This is a genomic window from Paenibacillus qinlingensis (genome assembly GCF_031455095.1).
Classification (GTDB): domain Bacteria; phylum Bacillota; class Bacilli; order Paenibacillales; family NBRC-103111; genus Paenibacillus_E; species Paenibacillus_E qinlingensis_A.
The window spans coordinates 49560-71080 of sequence record NZ_JAVDSB010000023.1 but is presented as its reverse complement, the minus strand read 5'-3'; the positions used below and the strand labels follow the sequence as shown (position 1 = coordinate 71080).

Genomic DNA, 21521 nt, shown 5'->3' with positions numbered 1-21521 from the left:
GTAATACTTAAAGTATACAAGAAAAAAGGCACAGCGCCCTCATAAAATGAGAGTCTGTGCCTTTTTTCTTAGTATACTTTTTCAGTGGCCTCCTTTTTGTGTGCTTCTTTTTTTATTCATGCACCAACTTCAGGGGGAATTATTTTATAATTGATACCATCATTCATTTTTATTGATCATACGTTCTTGAAATGGTATTGTTTCTTTGGAAGGAGGGATCATACGATGGGAAGAAATAAAGTATTCGATGAAGATGCCGTGTTGCTTAAGGCCATGCATCTATTTTGGAAACAAGGCTACGAGAAGACATCCATGCAAGAACTTGTCTCCCACATGGGCATTCATAAAGGGAGCTTATATGATACCTTCGGAGATAAACAATCCCTATATATCAGAGCATTGAAACGTTATAGTGAAAACTCCGAGCAGTCGGTTAAGCTTCGACTAGCGGATACCCGTTCTGTCAAAGAGGCAATTCGAATGTTATTTGATTTAGCCATACACCAGCGTGAAGATATTCCACAGGGCTGCTTTATCGTGAATACCGCGGTAGAGCTGTCCTTCCATGATGCTGAGGCCAGAGAATGCGTTCGTCTGAACTGGGAGCGAGTAGAAGAGATCATCGCAGATTTGATTGTGAGAGGAAAACTTGAAGGTGAGCTTGCTGAAAGCATTGACGCTGATCAACTTGCAAGTTTTTTAAATAATGCGTTAATTGGTCTTCGAATCATTGCAAAAACGATTACTGACAGAGATAAATTAAATCACATCATTGAAATGAATATGTCCTTATTAAAATAAGAGATAGAGTAGAATACGATGGCTGGTTATTCTAACAGGTTTGTTCTACTAGCACTATAGTTCATGAACCCTATTTTCATCCTCGTTGATGTACCATAAAAAAGCAGCACTTTAGGACTTTATTACTCTTCCTAATAGGCTGTTTTTTCGTTTTTTGGGTAAAGACTAGTTATTTAGACCAATCGTTCAACTATTTTGTTGACCAAACGTTCTTTTAAATGATAATGTTGCCTTGGGAATAAAAAGAAATAGATTCCAATTCCCAGTTCGAGCAATTTGGTCCATTACCAGAGGAGGAAAACGAAGAATGAAAGCACATCTAAGAATTGTAAGAAAAAAAGCACTAATCGTCACTTCAACGTCTATCGCTTTATCTGTGCTTTTGAGTTCCTTTCCCTTGGCATCCGTCACGCACGCTGCCTCAGCACCCCACCCGACAGCCATTAAGGTTCCTTTACTCGGAAACCAGGCTCTAAGTGCACAAGAGCTATTGAATCCGCCGAAGCTAGTTGCGGATAGCACAAAGAATATCATTGGGCGGTTTATCGAAATCGAGTTTCCGGATAATGCTGAATGGAGAAACGCGATCTCTGCTGTAATGATAAATGGATATGCGCTACAAGATCCTTCAAGTTACGTTATTACATCCGGCAAAATCCTGTTGGACGGTGCCTTTTTTGGAGGGGAGGGCGATTACGACATCAGCATTGAAGCAAACGGCTATGCGAGTGCAGATTTGAAGCAGCCTATTATCTCGTATTATTCACAAAATCTTGCACTGAATAAACCGGTATTCGCATCGGCTAATGCACTTCAAGAGGCTAAGAATGCGGTTGACGGAAACCCTGAAACAAGATGGGAATCCAAATTCGCCGACGACCAATTCATTACAGTTGATCTAGGCGCCGTGTACGATGACATTACATACATCGTTCTGAATTGGGAAAATGCAGCTGGGAAAAATTATGATATTCAAATGTCAGAGGATGGTTTGACTTGGACGACTGTTTTTACAACCTATCAAGGTGAACCCAACCATAAAGATAAAATTTATCTCGCACCTAAGAAAGCAAGATATGTGAAAATGAATGGCAACACGCGTGCAACAGACTACGGCTTTTCGATTCGCGAATTGGAAGTGTACGGTGACGCTTTTTCAGGAATTGAGTCAGCCCCTGTATTACACGCGGATCGGACGGAGAATGTGCTCGGTCAACCGATGGATATCACGTTTGCTGACGACGTAGAGTGGAGAAACGCGATTAGCGAAGTAAAAGTGAACGACGCTGTCATTAGCCCTTCACAATACAAACTGACCGCAGGTCAATTGACGTTAAGCAGCACTTTGTTTAACGAAGCGAAACCATATTGGATTTCCGTTCAGTCTCAAGGTTTCAAAAATACGGTAGTCTATCAAACGGTTCTAACGAGAGACGGGGGACCTACGAATCCTACAGATCCTACGGATCCTACAGACCCTACAGAACCAACGAATCCGCCAGTGAACCCAGGCAGCAATCTTGCCTTGAATAAGCAAACCTCATCATCGCCGGATTACCATCGTGCTAGCTCTGATGCTGTAGACGGCAGGTTGGATCGCCGCTGGGAATCTGCATTCGCGGATAACCAATGGATGAGCGTAGACCTTGGCACGAAGCAAACCATTAACCGCGTACTTCTGAACTGGGAAAATGCTTACGGCAAAGCCTACACCATTGATGTATCTGTTGACGGTGAAACTTGGCATACTGTATATGCGACTGACAAAGAAAATGGCGGCATTGATAACATCTCTTTCTCGCCTGTAGAAGCGAGATACGTGAAGATGAACGGCATTAAGCGTGGTACGCCTTACGGCTTCTCCTTATGGGAGTTCGAAGTATATGCGGGTACTGCTGACTTGATCGATAGTCCAGCTCTTACAGCTAGCACTAAGGCAATAATTGGAGAGCCAGTTGAACTTACTTTCGGCGATAACTCGGCATGGAGAGCTGCAATTCATGCTGTAGAATTAGATGGAGTATCATTGAACTCTTCCCAATATCACTTGGAAGCAGGCAAAATAACCTTAGATGCCTCGTTGTTTATTGAAGCTAAAGCTTATGAGATTTCAGTTGCGGCAACTGGCTATAAGAATGACGCAGTTAGTCAATTAGTCACGCTAGGATCTTATCATAATCTGGCGTTGAACCAATCAACCACTACTTCTGACGGTTCTTTGCAAAGCGGCAGCTACGCAGTAGATGGCAACAAAGCTACACGTTGGGAGTCCCAACATGGCATAGATCCACAATGGATTAGCGTTGATCTTGGAGAAGCAACTACAATCCATCGTGTTGTACTTAACTGGGAGAACGCGGCTGCGAAATCTTACCGTGTAGAAGTTTCCACTGATGGCGTGACTTGGACGACAGCGTTCGCCACAACGAATGGTCGCGAAGGCATTGCTAATCTGCTTATCAACCCAACGAATGCTCGCTATGTGAAAGTAACGGGTACAGAGCGCACTACTCAATACGGCTACTCATTGTTCGAACTAGAAGTATATTAAGTTCAGGGGCTAGGACACCTATGATAGGTGTACCTGGCCTTTGCTTTTTAAGAACTACAATGATGTGGTGGCGATTAATATTGCTATTGGACAGGATTTAACCTATTATATGAACTTGAACTACGCTTTAGTTACAGCTGAAGGAGGGGTCACATGAGTACAGATAGTATTATTACACATGATTTACTCCGTATAAGTCGTTAATATCCATTTAACTTATACGGAGAAATTGAGATTAGATGGGTATGAACCGACTTTTTATACAGAGTGTGTTATAAAAAGGAGGAACTTACCATGTCAATGATACATGTACAAAACCTGACATTTTCATATCCCAGCAGCTTTGATCCTATTTTTGAAGATGTTAGCTTTCACATAGATACGGACTGGAAACTTGGATTTATTGGCCGTAACGGTCGAGGCAAGACAACGTTTTTCAATTTATTATTAGGTAACTATGAATACAACGGAAACATTACTTCTTCAGTTGAATTCAACTATTTTCCATACCCAGTCTCAGATAAAAGCAGATTCACGTATGAAATAATAGAAGAGATATGTCCAGAGGCAGAAGATTGGGAGTTTCTTCGAGAAATTTCTTATTTAGATGTTGATGCTGAAGTGATGTACCGGCCATTCGAAACATTATCCAATGGGGAACAAACGAAGGTTTTGTTGGCTGCACTTTTTTTGAATGAAGGGCAATTCTTATTAGTCGATGAGCCCACCAATCACCTAGATATCAATGGTCGAAAAAGTGTTTCTAATTATTTGAAAAGGAAAAAAGGATTCATTCTAATTTCACATGATAGATGCTTTTTGGATGGCTGTGTTGACCACATCTTGTCCATAAACAAAGCGAATATAGAAGTGCAAAGTGGCAATTATTCCTCTTGGAAGCTGAATTTTGATAGACAGCAGGAACATGAGGAAAAAACAAATGAGCGTTTACAGAAAGACATTGGAAGGCTGCAGCAATCTTCTAAACGTTCGGCTAATTGGTCTAATCAAGTAGAAGCTTCCAAGAATGGAACAACGAATTCTGGTTCCAAATTGGACAAGGGATTTGTAGGACATAAAGCTGCTAAAATGATGAAACGTGCGAAGAACCTAGAATCAAGGCAACATAAAGCAATTGAAGAAAAGTCAGCTCTGCTTAAAAATGTGGAAAAAACGGAGTCCTTACAATTAGAGCCCTTAGCATTTAAATCTAAGGAACTAGTTCAGTTAACAGACGTGTCTGTCATGTATAATGATGAGATAGTGAATACCCCTACAAGTTTTAAAGTAAAAGAAGGAGACCGCGTCGTTCTTGATGGGAAAAATGGTAGTGGAAAAAGTAGTATTTTACATTTAATTCTTGGTGAGCCACTTCAACATACAGGTAATTTGAACGTTAGTTCTGGTCTTATCATTTCTTATGTACAACAAGATACCTCTCATTTAAAGGGAAAGTTATCTGACTTTATTGAAGAAAATCAGATTGATGAACCTATATTTAAATCTATTCTAAGAAAAATGGATTTTGAGCGCATTCAGTTTGAAAAAGATATATCCCACTATTCTGGTGGACAAAAGAAAAAGTTACTAATCGCTAAAAGTTTATGTGAAAAAGCTCATTTATATATTTGGGATGAGCCCCTTAATTTTATTGATGTCTATTCTCGCATGCAAATTGAAGAGCTGATAAAAAGGTTTAATCCAACAATGATTTTTGTCGAGCATGATCAAGCGTTCCGAGAAAAGGTTGCAACGCAAACGATAACCTTATAAGTAACTGAAATAAAGGCCGAGAACTTCCTACGCGGAAAGTTCTCGGCCTTTATGTTTAACCTAACAGTTTCGCAGAGTTGTATGCGACTCCGCAGGAGCAGCGGTGAGTGCCAAACATGGCATCATAGGAGGGAGGGAATTCTTTGTAAACCCGGATAACCTGTTCGGCTAACTCCTCGGCATTCTTGGGAACAGCAGCAAGTGAATCGGCTTTGGCCTGAGTGTCAATATGTGCGCCTGGCGGGACAAACCGGTTAGGGGCTATCCGCACTCCGTTGGTCAAAAGTGCATCGTTCGAGATATAGGAGCCTCGGCCAATATAAGCATTAAAGACAATAGCCTTGAAACCAACGAATGCTTCATCTTCAATCAAGCAAGGCCCGTGAATAATGGCCCCGTGAGCTATAGAGACTCTGTTGCCAATAAAGATAGAATACGACTTGTTAGCCACCTGAATCGTTGTATTAGCCAATCCGTGTAAAATCACGCCATCCTGAATATTAGAGCTCGAACCGATAAAGAATGGTGTTCCTTCATCTCCTCTAAGCGTTGCGGTAGGCGCAACAAACACTTTGTCGGAGATTTGCACATCGCCAATAACCGTAGTGAACGGACTAAGAAAAGCCGTTGGATGGATGGAAGGAGACCGCGGTACGGGATTCGCCGCTGTTATAGGATTGGGTCCAATAAATCTTGCAAATAGATTAACAGGACCTCTGGGAAAAGAATCGGGACCTTGCTGCCAGGCGCTGCCCTGGATATAAGGTTGGTAGTATGCCATATTTAAATCTCCTTGTGACCGTCTTGGGAATCTCTTGGTACTAAGATATTCCGCATATAGTCAAATGTCACAAGGGCAGAAAGCCCATTTCTTTAATCCTCCTGATTTTCGATACTCAAAACATTACTCAAATGAGATTTCACTCATATCGATGCTAACAATTAGCGGCTCCGGTTGCTTTTGACCATCAGGTTGAGGGATGTAGACCCGGCGTTTTGTTGGTACAAGGATGCCATTGAAATCCTGGTAATCAGAAGCATAATTCGCACCAGCTGCGCCAGGACTTACATCAACCGTATAGTCATGTCTACGCAATAAGCCATCTTCGCCGAAATATGAAATTTGTTCGCGGCTGTGACTGGCGATATAATCTGGGAAAATAACCTTAAGCCGACGCCAAGACTCACCATTTTCCTGCCACGGCGTCAACTCTTCAGTCTCGAAGCCGGGATAGGTATACAAAAAGGGTTGTGTCAGGTAGGTCCACATGGCATAGCTTGCAAAATAGACCACTTGCAGCTCGTCCCAAGGTGTTTCTAACACATGCCCCTCATAAGAGGCACGCGGATTTTCACGGCTTTGAAGGGTTTCTCCTGTGTTGATATCCTTAATGGAAACCTGGTCTGGGCTATACGTGCTTGAGCGATCAACAGAACCAAAACGATTGATTACAACGTTCTGTTTGTGGATGTCGGCTACAAGGTTATAGTCATCCAAAAGACCCGGATTGCCTTTTAAATGCCAGAGTACACCGCCACCGGATACTCGTGCATTTACTTTCGAGAATTTCTTCCACTGTTCCAACCCACCATGTGCTTTTACCGCAAGTGCCAATAACTCATTCATTTCGTATCGTCTCCTTCAGAAATCTAGATTATGTTGGTATTATCGCTTGTTTTGATATAAAAAATACCGACCGTTCGTTTTTATTATAGCGAATATTAGTCATTTGTCAACCGACTTGTTTGGTTTGCATGATATCAATATTTGGATAAAAAAACAGACCTCTCAAAAGTAATGAGGGTCTGTTTTTGGGGACTTAAGTGGGCATACTTAGTGACAATTGGCATTTAATCGAAAAGATTATCGATGTAATTCATTAATTGATCGTTCACTGTCTTGATATGTGACCGGTCGTTAAATACGTTACTTAATAGAATGGCACCTTCAACTGTAGCCATTATATACACCGCGGATTGCTTAGGATTCACATCAGACCGAATTTCCTTGTCCGTGATTCCTTCAGCAATCATATCCGAGAGAAAATCAATAACACTCTGCATAGCAGATTGTGTTCTTTTCATCAACGGCTCGGATTGCCCGAAATCTGCTTCAACACTTGCATTCATAATAGGACATCCACCAGGAAGCGTGGGATTCTCTCCAAAGGATAAGTAGGATTCAATAAAGGTTACTATTCGTTCTTTTGACGTAATCTTGAGGTTGAGTTCCTTTGCAATGTAATCATGAATGATTCGATTGCATTCATCAAATGCTAGTAGAGCCAATTCTTCTTTATCTTTGAAGTGGTTATAGAGCCCACCTTTTTGCATGCCAGTAACTTCTACAATGTCGGAAAGTGGGGTAGATAAAAAACCCTTTCTATTCATCAAAATCGCTGCTTGCTCAATAATATGCAACTTGGTTTTTTCGCCTTTTTTCATTCTCATCACACCCAAAAAATAAGATCGTTCGTTTTTAAAATTATAGCATTCGCTTTCATTTTGTCAATCTCGTGAAGAAACCGCGCGCCTGATATGCTTATGAATCTATAGCTTGACAAAACATACTGTAATTAATATTATTACAGTAATAAAATAAGAATAGAGGACACACCTATGAAATGTAAAATTAATCGGAACGCTGCAACCGTAATAAAAAATTTGCTGAATAGTGAAGAAGCGGTTGGGGGAAAGATGATTCGTGTTTTTATAACTCAGAATCATGGAGATCATGGTCATTATGATATAAAGCTGGATACACCTACTGAACATGATGAAATCGTGAAAACAGACAAAGACATTGAGATCCTATTAGATAAACGCGAACCCCTTTTAGATGGCGTTTGGATTCAGTATTTTTATGTACCTGATCCAGGGTTCTTCATAACAAACCCTTCTACAGGTTTTCTTGAAAAATAAAGAAGCGAATACAGTGACTGGCTAGGACTTTATCTAATCAAGTGTTAGCCAGTCACAATTACCCCAAAACGCCACTATTGATTTTCCTTATACTCGATCGTTAACCCCTCAACATGACGTTTGCTCATCTGCTTTCGTTTCTTTCTTGTGCTTTTCGATTCAAACACGATGTCCATATCGTAGTCTCCTTCTGGATATAGCTTGCTGCGCTCGATATAGAGAGATAATCTCTTGCGGTTGATTCGCACTTTTTCCTTCTGAATTTGCACCGTAATGTTTCCCCGATGATCAGGCTCGCTGCAAACAATGCCTGTACGGCGCAGCGAATGCACCCATACGCAGTCACCTATAGCAAAATGCGGTATTGCTGCTCGTTCCACTTTTTCCTGCAATGGGACTGTTACGGATGGTTTTCCTGGTACAACGACAGTTATTGCAGGTGCCTCTGGTGTGTGTTGCGTCACATCTTTTGTGATCTGCTTCGATCTCTCGATAAGCGCGAGCGGCATACCGAGTTTTTGTGAGATATAGAAGGCATAGGAGGATCCCGCTTGACCAATCGTCAATTTGTAAAGGGGCTCCAGTGTTTCCGTATCGAATTCCATGCGTGCATTCTCGAAGCCAGGCGCAGTGTCGGCAAATTTCTTAATCTCGCTAAAATGTGTCGTTGCCATGATCGTTGCTCCGAGCCGGTATAATTCCTCAAGCACGGCAATCGATAGGCCGATTCCTTCGCCGGGGTCAGTTCCTGAGGCAAGCTCATCGAGAAGGACCAGCGAAGAAGGACCAGCAGCCTTGAGGATGCCGATTACGTTCTTGACATGCGAAGAGAAGGTGCTGAGCGAATTTTCAAGACTTTGTCCATCTCCAATATCTACCATTATGGATCTGTATACGGCAAATTCGCTTCCTTCTCCTACGGGAACGAGCAAACCGGACTGCACCATTAGGGTCAGCAAACCGACGGTTTTTAGCGAAACGGTCTTACCCCCTGTATTAGGGCCTGTAATTACTAGTGCACGGTAATCCTCGCCGATGTGAAAATCAAGTGGTACCGAATGCCGACCGAGCAGGGGATGGCGTCCGCTACGAATGGAGATCCGACCGCGATCGTTCAGATTAACCGTTCGTCCGTCGATGAGTTTCGCGTATTTAGCTTTTGCGAACATGTAGTCGTAATGGCCAATCGTCTCCAAATTAATAGAAATTTCATACGTATTGCCCTCAACCTGATCCGTAAGTTCGCTGAGTACTCTTGTTTCCTCAGCTGCTTCCTCAGACAACAGATGTGCAAGATCAGCATACAAATCAGCGATATCTGCCGGCTCAATAAATACGGTCTGACCACTTGCCGACTCGTCCAGCACGGCACCGCTAACTTGTTTGCGGTATTCTTTCTTCACGGACAACACATAGCGGCCGCCTCGAGTCGAGACCACGCTATCCTGCAAATAGCTGCGGTATTTGGACAAGGCCGTGTCGAGTTTTTTGCGGATTCGCTCGTCTAGTATGATTATCTTTTTGCGGACTCGCGACAAGGCAGCGCTGGCCTCGTTATCGACTTGACCGTTGCGGATACAGCGCCGGATCTCGGTCAACAGTTCATTGAGGTCGAATAAGGTTAGCGCGTAGGAGGCGATGCGCGGAGTGACAGATTCCTTTTTTTTCATAAAACTTTTCAGTTGCTGTGTACTTTCGATGAATCTTGCGATGTGCATAAAGTCTTGTGGTGTAAAAACAAATCCTTTCCCGAAAGTGCCTATAAGCGGCTCAATTCCATCGAGGGAGGGGATCGGTACACTGGCACCGTGGGCGATGACACGAACAGCTTCTTCAGTCTCTTGAAGTAGTGTTATGACAATAGCCATCTCAGTCTTTGGTTCCATATTCTCAATGTGGGCACGGCCCAAATAACTCATTGCAAAGTCAGCCAAACGCTGTTTAACTCGGTCGTATTCCAAACGTTGATAAGTGGACTTGTTCAAATGAATGCCTCCTTTTGGGTACAAAAAAACGGACTGGAAACAACAATCGTTTCCAGTCCGCTTAGGGAGAAACTGATGTTCTTAACAGCATCGCATGCAACCCGCCAGCAGAGCACGACGAAACAAACCTGTCCATTTGAACGGTTCACACGCGTACGCTAAAGCCAAACAGATTGCACTATGAAATTGCTAGTTAAGAATGACCTCAGACATGTAAATTTCTCCTTTGTATAACTTTACTTGTAGTATACCCTCATCATATGCGAGTCCAGTCTGGAAATCGTGGGAGAAAATAGCTTAAATTAAACTTTCCATGAGATACTTTCCGTCACTTCTGAAACAAGGCAAGCATAGAATGGTGCTTAGGAGGCGGAGAAAATGCCAAACTATCGCATTATCGTCGATTTGTCTGATCGTAATCTGTATTTGCTCGATGGGAATACGGTTACACGTTCATTCCCGGTTGGAATCGGCAAAATGATTACGAAGACACCTAAAGGTGAGTTTACGATTATTAATAAACAAGCCAACCCCGGAGGTCCATTCGGAGCCTTCTGGTTGGGCTTATCTAAGCCCCATTACGGCATCCACGGAACCAATGATCCTTCTTCAATCGGAAGGGAAGTTAGTCATGGATGTATCCGAATGTATAATGAGGATGTCCTACAGCTCGCTGAACTTGTCACCATTCATACTCGAGTTACGATTCGGCCGTAATCAATGATTGGGTACATAATTTCAAAAGAGGGCCAAGCTTCAGGATGCGAAGAGATCGTAGTTAATAACCCATTTACTGGGTACATTAAGAACGATGAGCATATAAATTTTCACCCAAATATGTAAGGAGTGATTAATAATAATGACAAGAATAGAGCTATTGGAAACAGAGGAACTAAAAAGAGAAGATTTTGAAAAGCAATACAAGGCATATATGGATGCGCAGTGCACGAAAGAGTTTGGGTTAAACAATGAATCAACATTGTACATTTGCAAGATTGGATTGGCGCAGGGAGCTGATACGAATAGTGCAGAACCCGGAAAAAATCTCAATACAGGTAACGTTGCTTTAGGTGTTGAGCTTGAGCCAGGCAATATCAGTACAGTTAATATTGTCGATAGAAACATTGCAGCAAATACAGCAACACTTTCTATCATATATAGAATAATAGCTACTGCGGAAGAGCTGGTAACGGAATTTGATGAAGTACGTGTGCCAGATGGCGAATATTTAACTACCATTATGTGGTCAATAAGGGATCCGCAGAATTTCGAACAGGAAGGTTATCCAAAACCAGAAATTGAAGTTATTATGAAAACAAATATTCGGGAATAATGTGTTAATTGGAGGAGGAAAGTAGTGACTTCTTTCAATTGTCATCGATAATAGCAGGTAAATGGAGGATAAGGAATGGGCAAAATTGCAATTTTTGGATTTGGACGCATTGGCAGAATACTATTGCGTGTTGCACTTCAGGATAAGCTCTTCGTTCCGGTTTCTGTATCGGATATCAAGGACGAGGGCACGCTTGCCGCACTGTTTGAAGTCGATTCAAACTATAAGCGTTGGCACGAGGACGTATCCACCAAAGAGGGTGTGATTGTCATCGGCGGACGAGAAATTCTTTATATTAATTCATCGCAGGAAGTGCCAGATTGGAAGGCGCTCGGTGTGGATCTCGTCGTTGATTGTACAGGCCGTGCCGTTGTCCGTTCCGTCGCACAGATACATTTGGACCGTGGCGCGAAACGAGTTCTAATCAGCGGGCCAAGTAAAACCCTCGACGATTGCGACGCCGTATTACTGAAGGGTATTAACCTCGACAGTTTCGATCCAGACAAGCACCGAATCATCAGCGTGGCTAGCTGCACGACTAACGCTTTGGCTGCCGTCGTCAAGCTGGTTAAAGAAAACTATGGCATCAAATTCGGACTGTTCTCAACAGTCCATTCCTATACGAACACGCAATCGTTGACGGATCAGCCGATGCGCGATCGCCGAGATTCTTGGGCGGCGGCCGAGAACATCATTCCGTCTTCATCTGGCGCGGCCAGGGCACTTAAGTTCATCTGGCCGGATCTGCAGATCACGGGCAAAGCGTACCGTATACCGACCCGCACGGGCAGTATAGCTGAACTTAACCTGATCACAGTGAAGCCGTGCACGGTGCAGGAAGCGAATGACATGTTCCGCCGCGCCTCGAGAGAAGGCGATCTGAAAGGCGTTATGGATGTGCTTGAAGGAGAATGGGCATCTTCGCGTATCGTCGGTGATCCGCATACATCGATCATTGATCTACCGCTCACTCACGTGGAAGGTGAGCTCTTGTCTGTCGCGACATGGTACGACAATGAATGGGGCTTCGCTACGCGTCTGGCGGAGGTTGCCGCTTTCTTGGTAGGAAAATAACGTCGAAGACGGCGTAGTCTGAATAGGTATATAGTTATGAACGTTTAAATATATTTCTAAGGTGTTTTACTCTTAGTTAGGAGGGAACATCTTGGAATACTTTATCACGGTAGAACCGGGAGTGCGGGTATTTGTGCAGGATTTGAACCCGACGGGAAAAAAGACGATCTTGTTCATTCATGGTTGGCCATTAAGCCATAAGCAGTATGAATATCAATTTAATATTCTTCCTGCCATGGGCATTCGGTGCATCGGGATGGACTGGCGAGGGTTCGGAAATTCGGATAAACCCTTCGTCGGATACAGCTTGGATAGATTGGCAGACGACATTCGCATTCTTATTGAGACTTTGAAATTAAAAGACATCACGCTGGCCGGGCATTCGGCAGGTGGAGCACTTGCCATTCGATACATGGCGAGACATCAAAGTCACGGGGTTTCAAAGCTTGTACTAATTGACGCCCAAGCCCCTGGCTCTGTACCGCAACAAGCAGCAAATATGTTTATTGAAGGAACGTTAACCGATCGGCCTAACATGCTTGCCGGATTACCTGATTCCTTTTTTTTCAAACATATTACCGGCCCTTTCTCGGATTGGTTCTTTCAAATTGGATTGCAAGGGGCTGGCTGGTCAACTGCAGCCGTTATGGTTACGTTAAGAGACGAGAACGTGCGAAACGATCTTGGAAAAATAAGCATGCCTACATTGATTATTCACGGCGTCCATGACCAAGTCGTACCGTTTGTCAATGCTCAGGAAACCAATAAGCTCATTCACAATTCAGTTCTTGTTCCGTTTCAAAATAGCGGCCATGTTCCTTTCCTTGACGAAAAGGATAAGTTTAATCAGCTCTTGATGCAATTTGTTGAATGAGTACCCCAACTACCGGAGTAATATTTGCGGAGCCACTTTGCTAAATTGGCTCCGTTTTATACATATTCCGATGTGTATATCCGCGCGCAGCGCGGTTTTTTTATGTCCACCCGAACGCTCAACTCAGGCATTATCGCGACCCGCTATGAGTTGGATGAAAAGCAAGTTCAGGCAGCATGACATCATATTCACAAAAAAGCCCACCTATCCATCAGGATAAGCAGGCATTCATGCTGTAAAGCAAACATTCCACTACTTTACAAGTTATTACGATAACGGTCATTCGCGCCGGATGTACTGTCTTGTATACCCGTAATCAGGGTCATACATATCTGCATTGAGCGACTTGTGGTCACGGAAAATCCGATACGCCAAATTGGCGCGGACGGGGTCGTTCGCTACGAGGACGAGCACTTTCCCGTTTCTAACATATTCGTCATAATATATCGCCTCCTCCTCGGGGATACCGAGTCCGACCAAGCCGCCGATGAGTCCACCTGCACTTGCTCCAACAGCGGCACCTGTTAAAATTGCCACGATAGGACCAGCAGCAATAATAGGACCCACCCCGGGAATCGCCAAAGCGCCAATGCTTAAGAGAAGTCCCGTCACCACGCCTAACGCACCGCCTGTCGCTGCTCCTGTTGCAAGGCCTTCTTCTGCTTTGCTAGCGCTTGCTACTTCAAGGTGATCCAGATCGTCACTGTTGCGACCTACAACCGAGAGTTCATCCGAGTGAAATCCGTCTGCTTTCAATTGGTTAATGACGCGAATCGCTTCTTCTTCCGTGTTGAATACACCGATAATATGTTTGCTCATGGTATTCCCTCCTGGAGAGTTGAGTGTTAGCAAGGTAATATCCCTCATTCCCGAAGCCAAGCGTTCGCCAACAAAAGCGCACCGCGGCACGCCGCGGTATCTGCCAAGGCATGCAGCATCACGAAATCATGGATGATGCCCTGGAACCGCACAGCCGTCACGTGCACGCCCGCTTCCCGCAGTTTATTCGCGTAGGCTTCACCTTCATCGCGCAGCACATCCGCCTCGCCCGTGATGATGAGGGCGGGCGGCAACCCGCTCAGCTGCTCAATCGTGGCGCGCAGCGGCGAAGCCGTGACCTCTTCACACTGTCGCGGATCGGCCGTGTACTGCTTCCAGAACCACTCCATCGCGTCGCGGCGGAGGAAATAGCCTTCAGCAAACTGCTGATACGACTCCGTCTCGAACGAGGCATCCGTGACAGGGTAAAACAGCAGTTGCTTATGAATTGCGGGACCGCTGCGAGACTTAGCGGTCAGTGTGATCGCGGCGGCCATATTGCCGCCCACGCTGTCGCCAGCGATGGTCAAGCGGTTGGCGTCGAGACCGTGAGAGTGCCCACTGGAGGAGGCCCACTCCAGCACTGCGTAAATCTCTTCAAGCGCGAAGGGATACTTCACCTCTGGCGAGCATGTGTAATTCACAAACAAGACTGCCGACTGCGAGCCGACGGCCAGTTCTCTAACGAGTCTGTCGTGTGTATGCGAGTTGCCGAACACCCAGCCTGCGCCATGAATGTATAGGATGACGGGCAGTTGTTCCGGCGCGTTCTTCGGCTTCAAGATACGGATCGATACTTCATCCTTCGGGCCACCCGGGATTATCAAATCCACGATATCCACGGGCTCTTTGTGTACAGGTTCAGACTGCACTTTATCGACCGTTTCGCGGCCCTTCTCCGGACCCAGCTCGTGCAGAAACGGCGGTGCACTATTTTGTTCAGCAACTTGTTTCGCAGCTTGTTCTAACTGGATTTTTTTGCACATAGGGGTAATGCCTCCTTTGATAGTGACCTCGCTTTCTTCTCCTCAGGCCGCAAGTGCCCATGAAACGGGTATACGCCAATCATTACACGCCATGATGAAATTTGAATCATAGACGTATTTTTTTGTTAATACGACATTTAATGCGATTTTCATCCGAATATATGTAATAAATACAATATTTTGTATTTCATTTAGGAGAAGGAGGATGGACTGATCGTTCTGATTGTCAAAGTAGCAGAGTTACAAATCGAATAAGGAGATGGCGAATTATGAAGAAAAGAGTTTCATGGAGGAAGTTAATATTAGCAGGAACACTCGCATTCAACCTATTCATTGGCTGGAACACAGGGCACAGTGTTGCCCAAGGACTATCACCTGAGACTCTGTGGGAAAAAAATTATAACACAGGTTTTGCACTCTCGGAAGTACAAGAAATGGAAGGAAATGGGTATTCCGTGATGGGGACCTCTGGTGATGGCAACTTATTTGTAGCTAATATGGATGAGCAGGGTAATCAGTTGTGGTCAAAAGAATTTCAGCTTCAGGCTATTAATACATCTGGTGTTGAAAAAAACGTAACGGTTTCTTCTATTCACCATCTAGATGATGGGGGATACATCGTAGGAGGAACTGTCCCAGGATTTTATTTTCGCTATAATGATTATGTCATTGCCAAAACAGATGAGAACGGAGTCATTCAGTGGACACGGGTATTTGACTCTGGTGCCAATGGTCACTTTAATATGATTCGAGATACACAAGATGGTGGTTATATGAATGCTATTTTTTCGGAGAGTCTAAATGTAGGGTCGTTTCAAACGGCTGTTCAAAAAAGGGATCGCAGCGGTACTACCGAGTGGACGACTGTCTTAGGTTCAGGTGGACCGAATAGTCCGCAAGTACAAGCACGCACGATCGAAGAAATAGCAGATGGCGGCTATATAGTCAGCGGCACCAAGGATACGAATGTTGCCATTTGGAAGCTGGATTCTTCAGGTGAAATCGTGTGGGAGAAGTCATATAATTGTAACGGCGGTTATGTTATCCAAGCACCTGACGGCGGTTATGTCATCGTTGGAACTCGTCCAGAAGGCAAAACTGTTCTGATAAAAACAGATGCCATGGGTAAAGAGAGTTGGACGAAAACGATGAATGGAGGACAAACAGTCTCCTTAACGAATACCAGTGATGGCGGCTATTTAATAGGGCAATCGCAGCTCCTTATCAAAACCGATGCTGCTGGGACTAAGCAATGGTCAAAGCCTATTCGTGGTCTGACAAAAGCGATATCAGTTAAAAACGGAGGGTATTTGATCCTTTCTTCTCCGGACACGCTCCTGAAACTAGCAGAAAATTCGCTCCCTCCACAAACAGCGCTAAAGCTCGATTCAGAAGATTATAGTCTGATGGTCGGACAAACTTTAGATACGGTTCTCACATCAGTCTACGAGGGTAAGCAGGTCAATGTTAGCCATTATGGCAGCTATTCAATAGCTGATCCTTCCATATTGTCCGTAGATAGTTACGGTAATATGACGGGGCTTAACTATGGACAAACGGTATTAACAGCAACTTATAAGGGATTACAAACGAAGGCAAATGTGTATGTCTACGGAAAAAAGAAATGAATTTTTTGACATACAAAAGGGATGAAGCATATGAATGGACAAAAAATTAGTTTCTATGAATTCGGTGAACCACAAGACGTCTTAGTAGTAGAACAGCAAGTAGTGACTTCTCTAGATGCAGATGAGATTTTGGTGGAAATGATCTCTCGTCCCATAAATCCATCTGATTTGATCCCAATTCGCGGTGCTTATCGACATCGTATCTCACTCCCATGTATTCCAGGATATGAGGGCGTAGGAACAGTCATTGATATTGGTAGTAACGTGGCAAAATCCATGCTTGGCAAGCGTGTATTGCCTCTTCGGGGAGAAGGGACCTAAAAGTTTACCCACCCACCTTCAATGTAGGGTGGGTTTTTAACTCGTTTTACCTATTGAATTACCGCGTAGAAGAGTTCAAAGTAGGTAGAGTTTAGTTATAGGCATTTTCAACTGCCTTAAAATGGTATTATATGATCGAGACTTATTAGGGAGTGTTAAGATGCTTAGTTTTAAGAACACGACAAAGGAAATTGCAAATAGCGGGGTTGACACGGCTGTTCTATCAGTAGGAGCAACCGAACAATTTGGACCGTATTTGCCCATGCATTTGGATACGCTGATGGCCGAATTATATGCAGATGCATATGGGAGAGAATTAAACGCTTACGTTTTACCTACCATTCCGTTTAATACATCGGAAGAACACGCCAATTTTAAAGGGACAGTTACGGTAAGTCCCAATATTTTGACAGCTATGCTGGAGGAGATTATTTGCAACCTCATAAGACAAGGGTTTAGGAAGTTTTTAGTGTGTACTGGACACGGCGGCTCATATTGGGAGGGAGCATTTGTCAAACATATGAATTACAAGTACCCTGAGATTATCTTAATATCCGCTTACCATAACAATCATAACGCATGGGAAGACGCATTAGAGATTGCAGGGTTACAAGGCTTGAACGAAATGCATGGCGGGTTATTGTCTGTTTGTACAGCAATGTGGCTTTGTCCTGAATTGGTTAAAATGAAATCAATGGGCTCAGATATACCTTCAAAAAATCGTCTTTACGCAGATTACTTAGGATGGGACAAACTTACGCAAGATGGTTGTTGGGGAAAGTTCGAAGAAGGAAGCTATTCACATGAAGAATTGTCCGAAAAAGGCAGGGTTTTCTGGCAGACATTTATCCAAAAAAGAACGAAAGGTTTGAAACAATTCCTAGATGAGGGATACCGTCGAAAAACTCAAACATGATTCACTTACCGCAATGATTGTAATAACTATTTAATGGGAGTTCAACATGATTAAACATGTAATTAACATTCGAGGAAAAAACCTTTATGTAGAAGTGTTAGGTGAGGAAGGACTGCCAGCCATATTACACATTCACGGCGGCCCTGGTGGTGTTGGTTCAACAGATTTCGTGCAATATCAAGGGAAACGACTAAGTGAACATTTTAAAATAGTTGCAGTAGATCAAAGGGGTGTATGGCGATCAGAAGCCATATATGTCGACGAGGAAATTACATTCGAAGATCTAATTTATGATTACGAAGAATTACGAAACGTTCTAGGAATAACTAGCTGGTCAGTAATTGCTCATTCATTTGGGGGATATGTTGCATCTCTTTATGTAGATATGTTTCCAGAGTCGATTGATTGTATGATCTTTGAAGGACCGTCTTTTACTTTTGCATTATCCGAACGATCGCTTATCAGAGCAGTTGCTGATCAACTTCGAATAAATGGGAAAGAAGAACTTTTCGAATATTATGTAAAGTCTATTAGCAAAGAGTCTGACTATAAAAAAATTAACGCTATCATGGGCAAAGCATTTAACGACTTAGGTGATGATGGTCCTGTGTTTTGGTATGGCGATGATAAGCAAGTAATCAATCGGATAGTCGGAGCCAATCCCGAGACATTGGATCTCTGGAAAAAATCTAATCATACAAGAAGTAAACTGATGAAGGATTGGAGAATGTATCATTCTATCTTAGATAGCATTTCTATGGTTGATAAACCGACATTACTAATTAAAGGTATGCATGATCCGATAACGTGTGAAGAACAAATAAACGAGTTTAAAGTAAAATTTATTAATCATTGTTTTGAGATGTTTTATGAAAGTGGACACTACGTGAGAGTGGAAGAACCTGATAAATATGCAGAAGTTGTTACGCAATTTATTTTCAATCGTCGGAAAGCACTGGTACGCTATAACGAATAGTCCTGACTTTAAAATAAAAAATTAAAAATATACAATAAATTAACAAAATATTTCGAAAAGTATTGACCGTTTTTTAATATTTGGTTAATATTGAATTAATTTCAAATGGTGCTCATGCGTGCTGCGCAAAAGAGTATTTTTAATATCAAAAACCTCTAGACATGGTCGTTCATCCTTACAAGACCCTGATAGAGGTTTTATTAATTATGAATCATGTTGTCAGCAATAATTCTACACTCACTTATGTATTTGTAACCATTTACGGACGTTTATATGGAGCGTGAGGTGATTGTGATGACAATTTCGAAGTTGTACAAATTCCGTCTAGCGCTTTTCTGGCGGCTATTCACCAACTATTTTATCGTAATTCTTGTCCCCGTTATTGTCGCCTGTATTTTAGCTCACGTTCTTGTGATCCGCACGATTGAGAACGATGCCGAGAAACTGAACGACGTCATTATTAGTCAAATTTCAAAGCAAGCGGATACGGCTTTAGATTCGCTCAAAAGCAATATGATCAACATGCTAAGCTCATCCAATTTAACGAGTTTGCTCAACATCATGGATGAATCGCAAGAAAATCAACAGCGCGCAGAACAGTTTCATGCGCTCAAAGAGCAGCTGAATAAGCTTCAATCGGACAAATTAGTTTCAAAGGTTTTCTTATATTTTGTCAATCACGACCTTGTCGTCGATGAGGATATATATACCGACAAAGGGTATTACTTTACTTTTAGTTATCCGTTAGATGAACAGCAGAGAAAAGCGCAATTGTCCCATTTCAGTGGAAAAAAGATGATGGATTTTACCGATCCGAACAAGCATGGCATGTCAGCAGTCATGAGCTATCCGTTTAACACCAATAATCCAGAGGTATACCTGGTAGTTGACTTTGATCAGGAAAAGCTTAAAAGTTTGATAAGCAATCCCGAAAAATGGGTGACGGGAACAGCGATTGCAAGTAGTCAAGGATTCATACTGAATCAGGTTGGATTGACAGATCAAGAGGGGGCAGCCGTGTTAGCGCATACGCGATCTAACTCCAAGGGCTCCCAATTTCTCATCACGAACGAAGTCGCTATGTCGCTTGTGAAATCACGCTTTAACGATTCTTGGTATTACGTGACCATAGCGGATCTAGGTACACTGATGAAGCCCGCACATATTACGCGATTGATTAGCTGGGCGTTTCTTTTCTTTTTCCTCGTCGTCGGCAGCATCATATCTTATTATTTAAGCCGTCGTGTGTACCGCCCAATTCAGGAAATAACGGAAGCGAATGAAGAACTGTCTCAAAGGGTGAGTGGGATGTCCCACGTGTTGCATGAGCACTTCATAACCAAGATGCTTCTTGGCGAGTATCGAGATGCGTGTTCTATTGAAAATTATGCAAAGGAAATCGCGTTTGCCTATAACAAGAATGATGTACGCACAGTTCTTTGTATTGCCTTTCATTATAATGTAACCTATGAACAATTATCGGAGCCGACGAAGTCATTCCTATTCGTAGAACTAAAGGAACGTATTTGCAAGTTATCACCTTCGCCTGTCTGGCTCTGCCAAACGAAACCAGAAGTTATGGCATGCGTCGTGTTGCATGATTCGTTCCTACATGTTGGTGCCGAGGATGCAGCTAATATTATCAGCGTCATTCTCGAACAGTACAGCCAATATTTTAAAGCAACAGTAGGCATAGGTAAGACGGTAAACGCCATTGAGCTACTTCATGAATCATATGAACTTGGGATTTCAGTGCTACAGAATCGGCGACTTGATTTTGAAGTGGAGATATGCAGAGGACCCTACGTTGGGGATCGCGCGCATTGGGACAGCTTTTTGACTGTGCAGGATGTAAACCGTATGTTCAATCAATGCAAGACACGCGAATACGAGAAGCTTCTGCAATTCGCGTTAGATATGCTGGACGATGGATTACGTAAGAACGTCACTGCTATTCAAATCAAATATTTATGTACGGATATTCTCAACACGTGGATCCGTGCTATAGAAACCGAGCATGATGATTTTAATGTGCTGTTCTTTTCCAAGTTGTTCGAGCGGCTTGAGCGCAGTATGACCAGCAAAGAACTTAAAGACTGTTTCCTAGATATACATAGTGTCTTATTTCGGAATAAAGAGCCTGATCAGCGAACGAAGCAGTTTACTGAGATTTTAGATTATATCCATACGCATTATAATGAGGAACTTTCTATTGAATATTTTGCCGGGCTCTTGAATATGTCCAACGGTCACTTCAGCCGCACCTTCAAAGATGAAATAGGAGAGAAGTACGTGGAATATATAGCGAAATACAGGCTGAAGATGGCTAAGAAATTTTTGTTGGAGACAGACTATAAAATCGATGACATTGCTGAAAAGGTAGGCTACTGGGGACGCAACTCATTTATTCGAACGTTTCGTAAATATGAGGGCATTACGCCGGCAAAATATCGGACGATTCACAATTAATAAAAGAGACTTCATTTTTTCTGAAGTCTCTTTTTTTTCTTCCATCACTCCCAAGCAGCCTGGTATTCCTAGGATTACAGCGCACGCAAAATA

At 43.1% G+C, this 21521-nt stretch carries 18 protein-coding genes and 1 pseudogene; 13 read left to right on the top strand and 6 right to left on the bottom strand.

Features of this window, described 5'->3' with window-relative positions:
* The first annotated feature begins 225 nt into the window (after window positions 1-225).
* The 3 genes from J2736_RS31400 (at window position 226) to J2736_RS31390 (ending at window position 5125) form a co-directional block, all read left to right on the top strand.
* Window positions 226-801, top strand: a complete 576-nt coding sequence (locus J2736_RS31400) for a TetR/AcrR family transcriptional regulator (RefSeq protein ID WP_310502506.1) — start codon at window positions 226-228, stop codon at window positions 799-801.
* A 307-nt stretch (window positions 802-1108) separates the two neighbouring features.
* A complete protein-coding gene (locus J2736_RS31395; protein WP_310502505.1) occupies window positions 1109-3352 on the top strand; it encodes a discoidin domain-containing protein in 2244 nt (747 codons plus the stop codon).
* A gap of 294 nt (window positions 3353-3646) precedes the next feature.
* Window positions 3647-5125 (top strand): Lsa family ABC-F type ribosomal protection protein, encoded by a 1479-nt coding sequence (locus J2736_RS31390; protein WP_310502504.1) that lies wholly within the window; start codon window positions 3647-3649, stop codon window positions 5123-5125.
* A gap of 55 nt (window positions 5126-5180) precedes the next feature.
* Here the strand turns inward: J2736_RS31390 and J2736_RS31385 are convergent, their stop codons facing one another.
* The 3 genes from J2736_RS31385 to J2736_RS31375 all read right to left on the bottom strand — a co-directional run bounded on the left by J2736_RS31385 (window position 5181) and on the right by J2736_RS31375 (window position 7570).
* A complete protein-coding gene (locus tag J2736_RS31385) occupies window positions 5181-5906 on the bottom strand; it encodes an LbetaH domain-containing protein (protein ID WP_310502503.1) in 726 nt (241 codons plus the stop codon).
* 123 nt (window positions 5907-6029) lie between these two features.
* Complete coding sequence (locus J2736_RS31380; RefSeq protein ID WP_310502502.1) at window positions 6030-6752, bottom strand: hypothetical protein; 723 nt, start codon at window positions 6750-6752, stop codon at window positions 6030-6032.
* Window positions 6753-6976: 224 nt separating this feature from the next.
* The gene (locus J2736_RS31375) at window positions 6977-7570 is read right to left on the bottom strand and encodes a TetR/AcrR family transcriptional regulator (RefSeq protein ID WP_310502501.1); all 594 of its coding nucleotides are present in this window, start codon (window positions 7568-7570) and stop codon (window positions 6977-6979) included.
* Window positions 7571-7744: 174 nt separating this feature from the next.
* On the opposite strand from J2736_RS31375, the gene J2736_RS31370 reads away from it, so the two are divergent.
* Window positions 7745-8047, top strand: a complete 303-nt coding sequence (locus tag J2736_RS31370; RefSeq protein WP_310502500.1) for an iron-sulfur cluster assembly accessory protein — start codon at window positions 7745-7747, stop codon at window positions 8045-8047.
* 74 nt (window positions 8048-8121) lie between these two features.
* On the opposite strand, the gene J2736_RS31365 is transcribed toward J2736_RS31370, so the two are convergent.
* A complete protein-coding gene (locus J2736_RS31365; protein WP_310502499.1) occupies window positions 8122-10032 on the bottom strand; it encodes an endonuclease MutS2 in 1911 nt (636 codons plus the stop codon).
* A gap of 378 nt (window positions 10033-10410) precedes the next feature.
* Here J2736_RS31365 and J2736_RS31360 point away from each other — a divergent pair, with 378 nt between their 5' ends.
* The 4 genes from J2736_RS31360 to J2736_RS31345 all read left to right on the top strand — a co-directional run bounded on the left by J2736_RS31360 (window position 10411) and on the right by J2736_RS31345 (window position 13313).
* Window positions 10411-10749 carry a L,D-transpeptidase gene (locus J2736_RS31360; RefSeq protein WP_310502498.1) on the top strand — a complete coding sequence of 113 codons (339 nt, stop codon included), beginning with the start codon at window positions 10411-10413 and terminating at the stop codon, window positions 10747-10749.
* A gap of 142 nt (window positions 10750-10891) precedes the next feature.
* Window positions 10892-11365, top strand: a complete 474-nt coding sequence (locus tag J2736_RS31355; protein WP_310502497.1) for a hypothetical protein — start codon at window positions 10892-10894, stop codon at window positions 11363-11365.
* A gap of 75 nt (window positions 11366-11440) precedes the next feature.
* Complete coding sequence (locus J2736_RS31350; RefSeq protein WP_310502496.1) at window positions 11441-12439, top strand: type I glyceraldehyde-3-phosphate dehydrogenase; 999 nt, start codon at window positions 11441-11443, stop codon at window positions 12437-12439.
* A 91-nt stretch (window positions 12440-12530) separates the two neighbouring features.
* A complete protein-coding gene (locus tag J2736_RS31345; protein WP_310502495.1) occupies window positions 12531-13313 on the top strand; it encodes an alpha/beta fold hydrolase in 783 nt (260 codons plus the stop codon).
* A 279-nt stretch (window positions 13314-13592) separates the two neighbouring features.
* On the opposite strand, the gene J2736_RS31340 is transcribed toward J2736_RS31345, so the two are convergent.
* Both J2736_RS31340 and J2736_RS31335 read right to left on the bottom strand, forming a co-directional pair.
* Window positions 13593-14132, bottom strand: coding sequence for a general stress protein (locus tag J2736_RS31340; RefSeq protein WP_310502494.1), 540 nt, complete (start codon window positions 14130-14132; stop codon window positions 13593-13595).
* 44 nt (window positions 14133-14176) lie between these two features.
* On the bottom strand, window positions 14177-15118 hold the full coding sequence (locus J2736_RS31335; RefSeq protein WP_310502493.1) for an alpha/beta hydrolase: 942 nt from the start codon (window positions 15116-15118) through the stop codon (window positions 14177-14179).
* Between the two features lie 269 nt (window positions 15119-15387).
* On the opposite strand from J2736_RS31335, the gene J2736_RS31330 reads away from it, so the two are divergent.
* The 5 genes and pseudogenes from J2736_RS31330 to J2736_RS31310 all read left to right on the top strand — a co-directional run bounded on the left by J2736_RS31330 (window position 15388) and on the right by J2736_RS31310 (window position 21428).
* Window positions 15388-16746: a hypothetical protein gene (locus tag J2736_RS31330; protein WP_310502492.1), complete on the top strand. Its 1359-nt coding sequence runs from the start codon at window positions 15388-15390 to the stop codon at window positions 16744-16746.
* A 30-nt stretch (window positions 16747-16776) separates the two neighbouring features.
* Window positions 16777-17064 (top strand): annotated as a pseudogene (locus J2736_RS31325) (alcohol dehydrogenase catalytic domain-containing protein); the annotation flags it as partial.
* Window positions 17065-17227: 163 nt separating this feature from the next.
* Window positions 17228-17983 carry a creatininase family protein gene (locus tag J2736_RS31320; protein WP_310502491.1) on the top strand — a complete coding sequence of 252 codons (756 nt, stop codon included), beginning with the start codon at window positions 17228-17230 and terminating at the stop codon, window positions 17981-17983.
* A gap of 46 nt (window positions 17984-18029) precedes the next feature.
* Window positions 18030-18959 (top strand): alpha/beta fold hydrolase, encoded by a 930-nt coding sequence (locus J2736_RS31315; protein ID WP_310502490.1) that lies wholly within the window; start codon window positions 18030-18032, stop codon window positions 18957-18959.
* 294 nt (window positions 18960-19253) lie between these two features.
* Complete coding sequence (locus J2736_RS31310) at window positions 19254-21428, top strand: helix-turn-helix domain-containing protein (protein ID WP_310502489.1); 2175 nt, start codon at window positions 19254-19256, stop codon at window positions 21426-21428.
* Window positions 21429-21521 lie beyond the last annotated feature (93 nt).

Coding starts and splice junctions, on each gene's coding strand:
- J2736_RS31400 (WP_310502506.1), top strand. CDS start 226: ATGGGAAGAAATAAAGTATTCGATGAAGATGCCGTGTTGCTTAAGGCC.
- J2736_RS31395 (WP_310502505.1), top strand. CDS start 1,109: ATGAAAGCACATCTAAGAATTGTAAGAAAAAAAGCACTAATCGTCACT.
- J2736_RS31390 (WP_310502504.1), top strand. CDS start 3,647: ATGTCAATGATACATGTACAAAACCTGACATTTTCATATCCCAGCAGC.
- J2736_RS31385 (WP_310502503.1), bottom strand. CDS start 5,906: ATGGCATACTACCAACCTTATATCCAGGGCAGCGCCTGGCAGCAAGGT.
- J2736_RS31380 (WP_310502502.1), bottom strand. CDS start 6,752: ATGAATGAGTTATTGGCACTTGCGGTAAAAGCACATGGTGGGTTGGAA.
- J2736_RS31375 (WP_310502501.1), bottom strand. CDS start 7,570: ATGAAAAAAGGCGAAAAAACCAAGTTGCATATTATTGAGCAAGCAGCG.
- J2736_RS31370 (WP_310502500.1), top strand. CDS start 7,745: ATGAAATGTAAAATTAATCGGAACGCTGCAACCGTAATAAAAAATTTG.
- J2736_RS31360 (WP_310502498.1), top strand. CDS start 10,411: ATGCCAAACTATCGCATTATCGTCGATTTGTCTGATCGTAATCTGTAT.
- J2736_RS31355 (WP_310502497.1), top strand. CDS start 10,892: ATGACAAGAATAGAGCTATTGGAAACAGAGGAACTAAAAAGAGAAGAT.
- J2736_RS31350 (WP_310502496.1), top strand. CDS start 11,441: ATGGGCAAAATTGCAATTTTTGGATTTGGACGCATTGGCAGAATACTA.
- J2736_RS31340 (WP_310502494.1), bottom strand. CDS start 14,132: ATGAGCAAACATATTATCGGTGTATTCAACACGGAAGAAGAAGCGATT.
- J2736_RS31335 (WP_310502493.1), bottom strand. CDS start 15,118: ATGTGCAAAAAAATCCAGTTAGAACAAGCTGCGAAACAAGTTGCTGAA.
- J2736_RS31330 (WP_310502492.1), top strand. CDS start 15,388: ATGAAGAAAAGAGTTTCATGGAGGAAGTTAATATTAGCAGGAACACTC.
- J2736_RS31320 (WP_310502491.1), top strand. CDS start 17,228: ATGCTTAGTTTTAAGAACACGACAAAGGAAATTGCAAATAGCGGGGTT.
- J2736_RS31315 (WP_310502490.1), top strand. CDS start 18,030: ATGATTAAACATGTAATTAACATTCGAGGAAAAAACCTTTATGTAGAA.
- J2736_RS31310 (WP_310502489.1), top strand. CDS start 19,254: ATGACAATTTCGAAGTTGTACAAATTCCGTCTAGCGCTTTTCTGGCGG.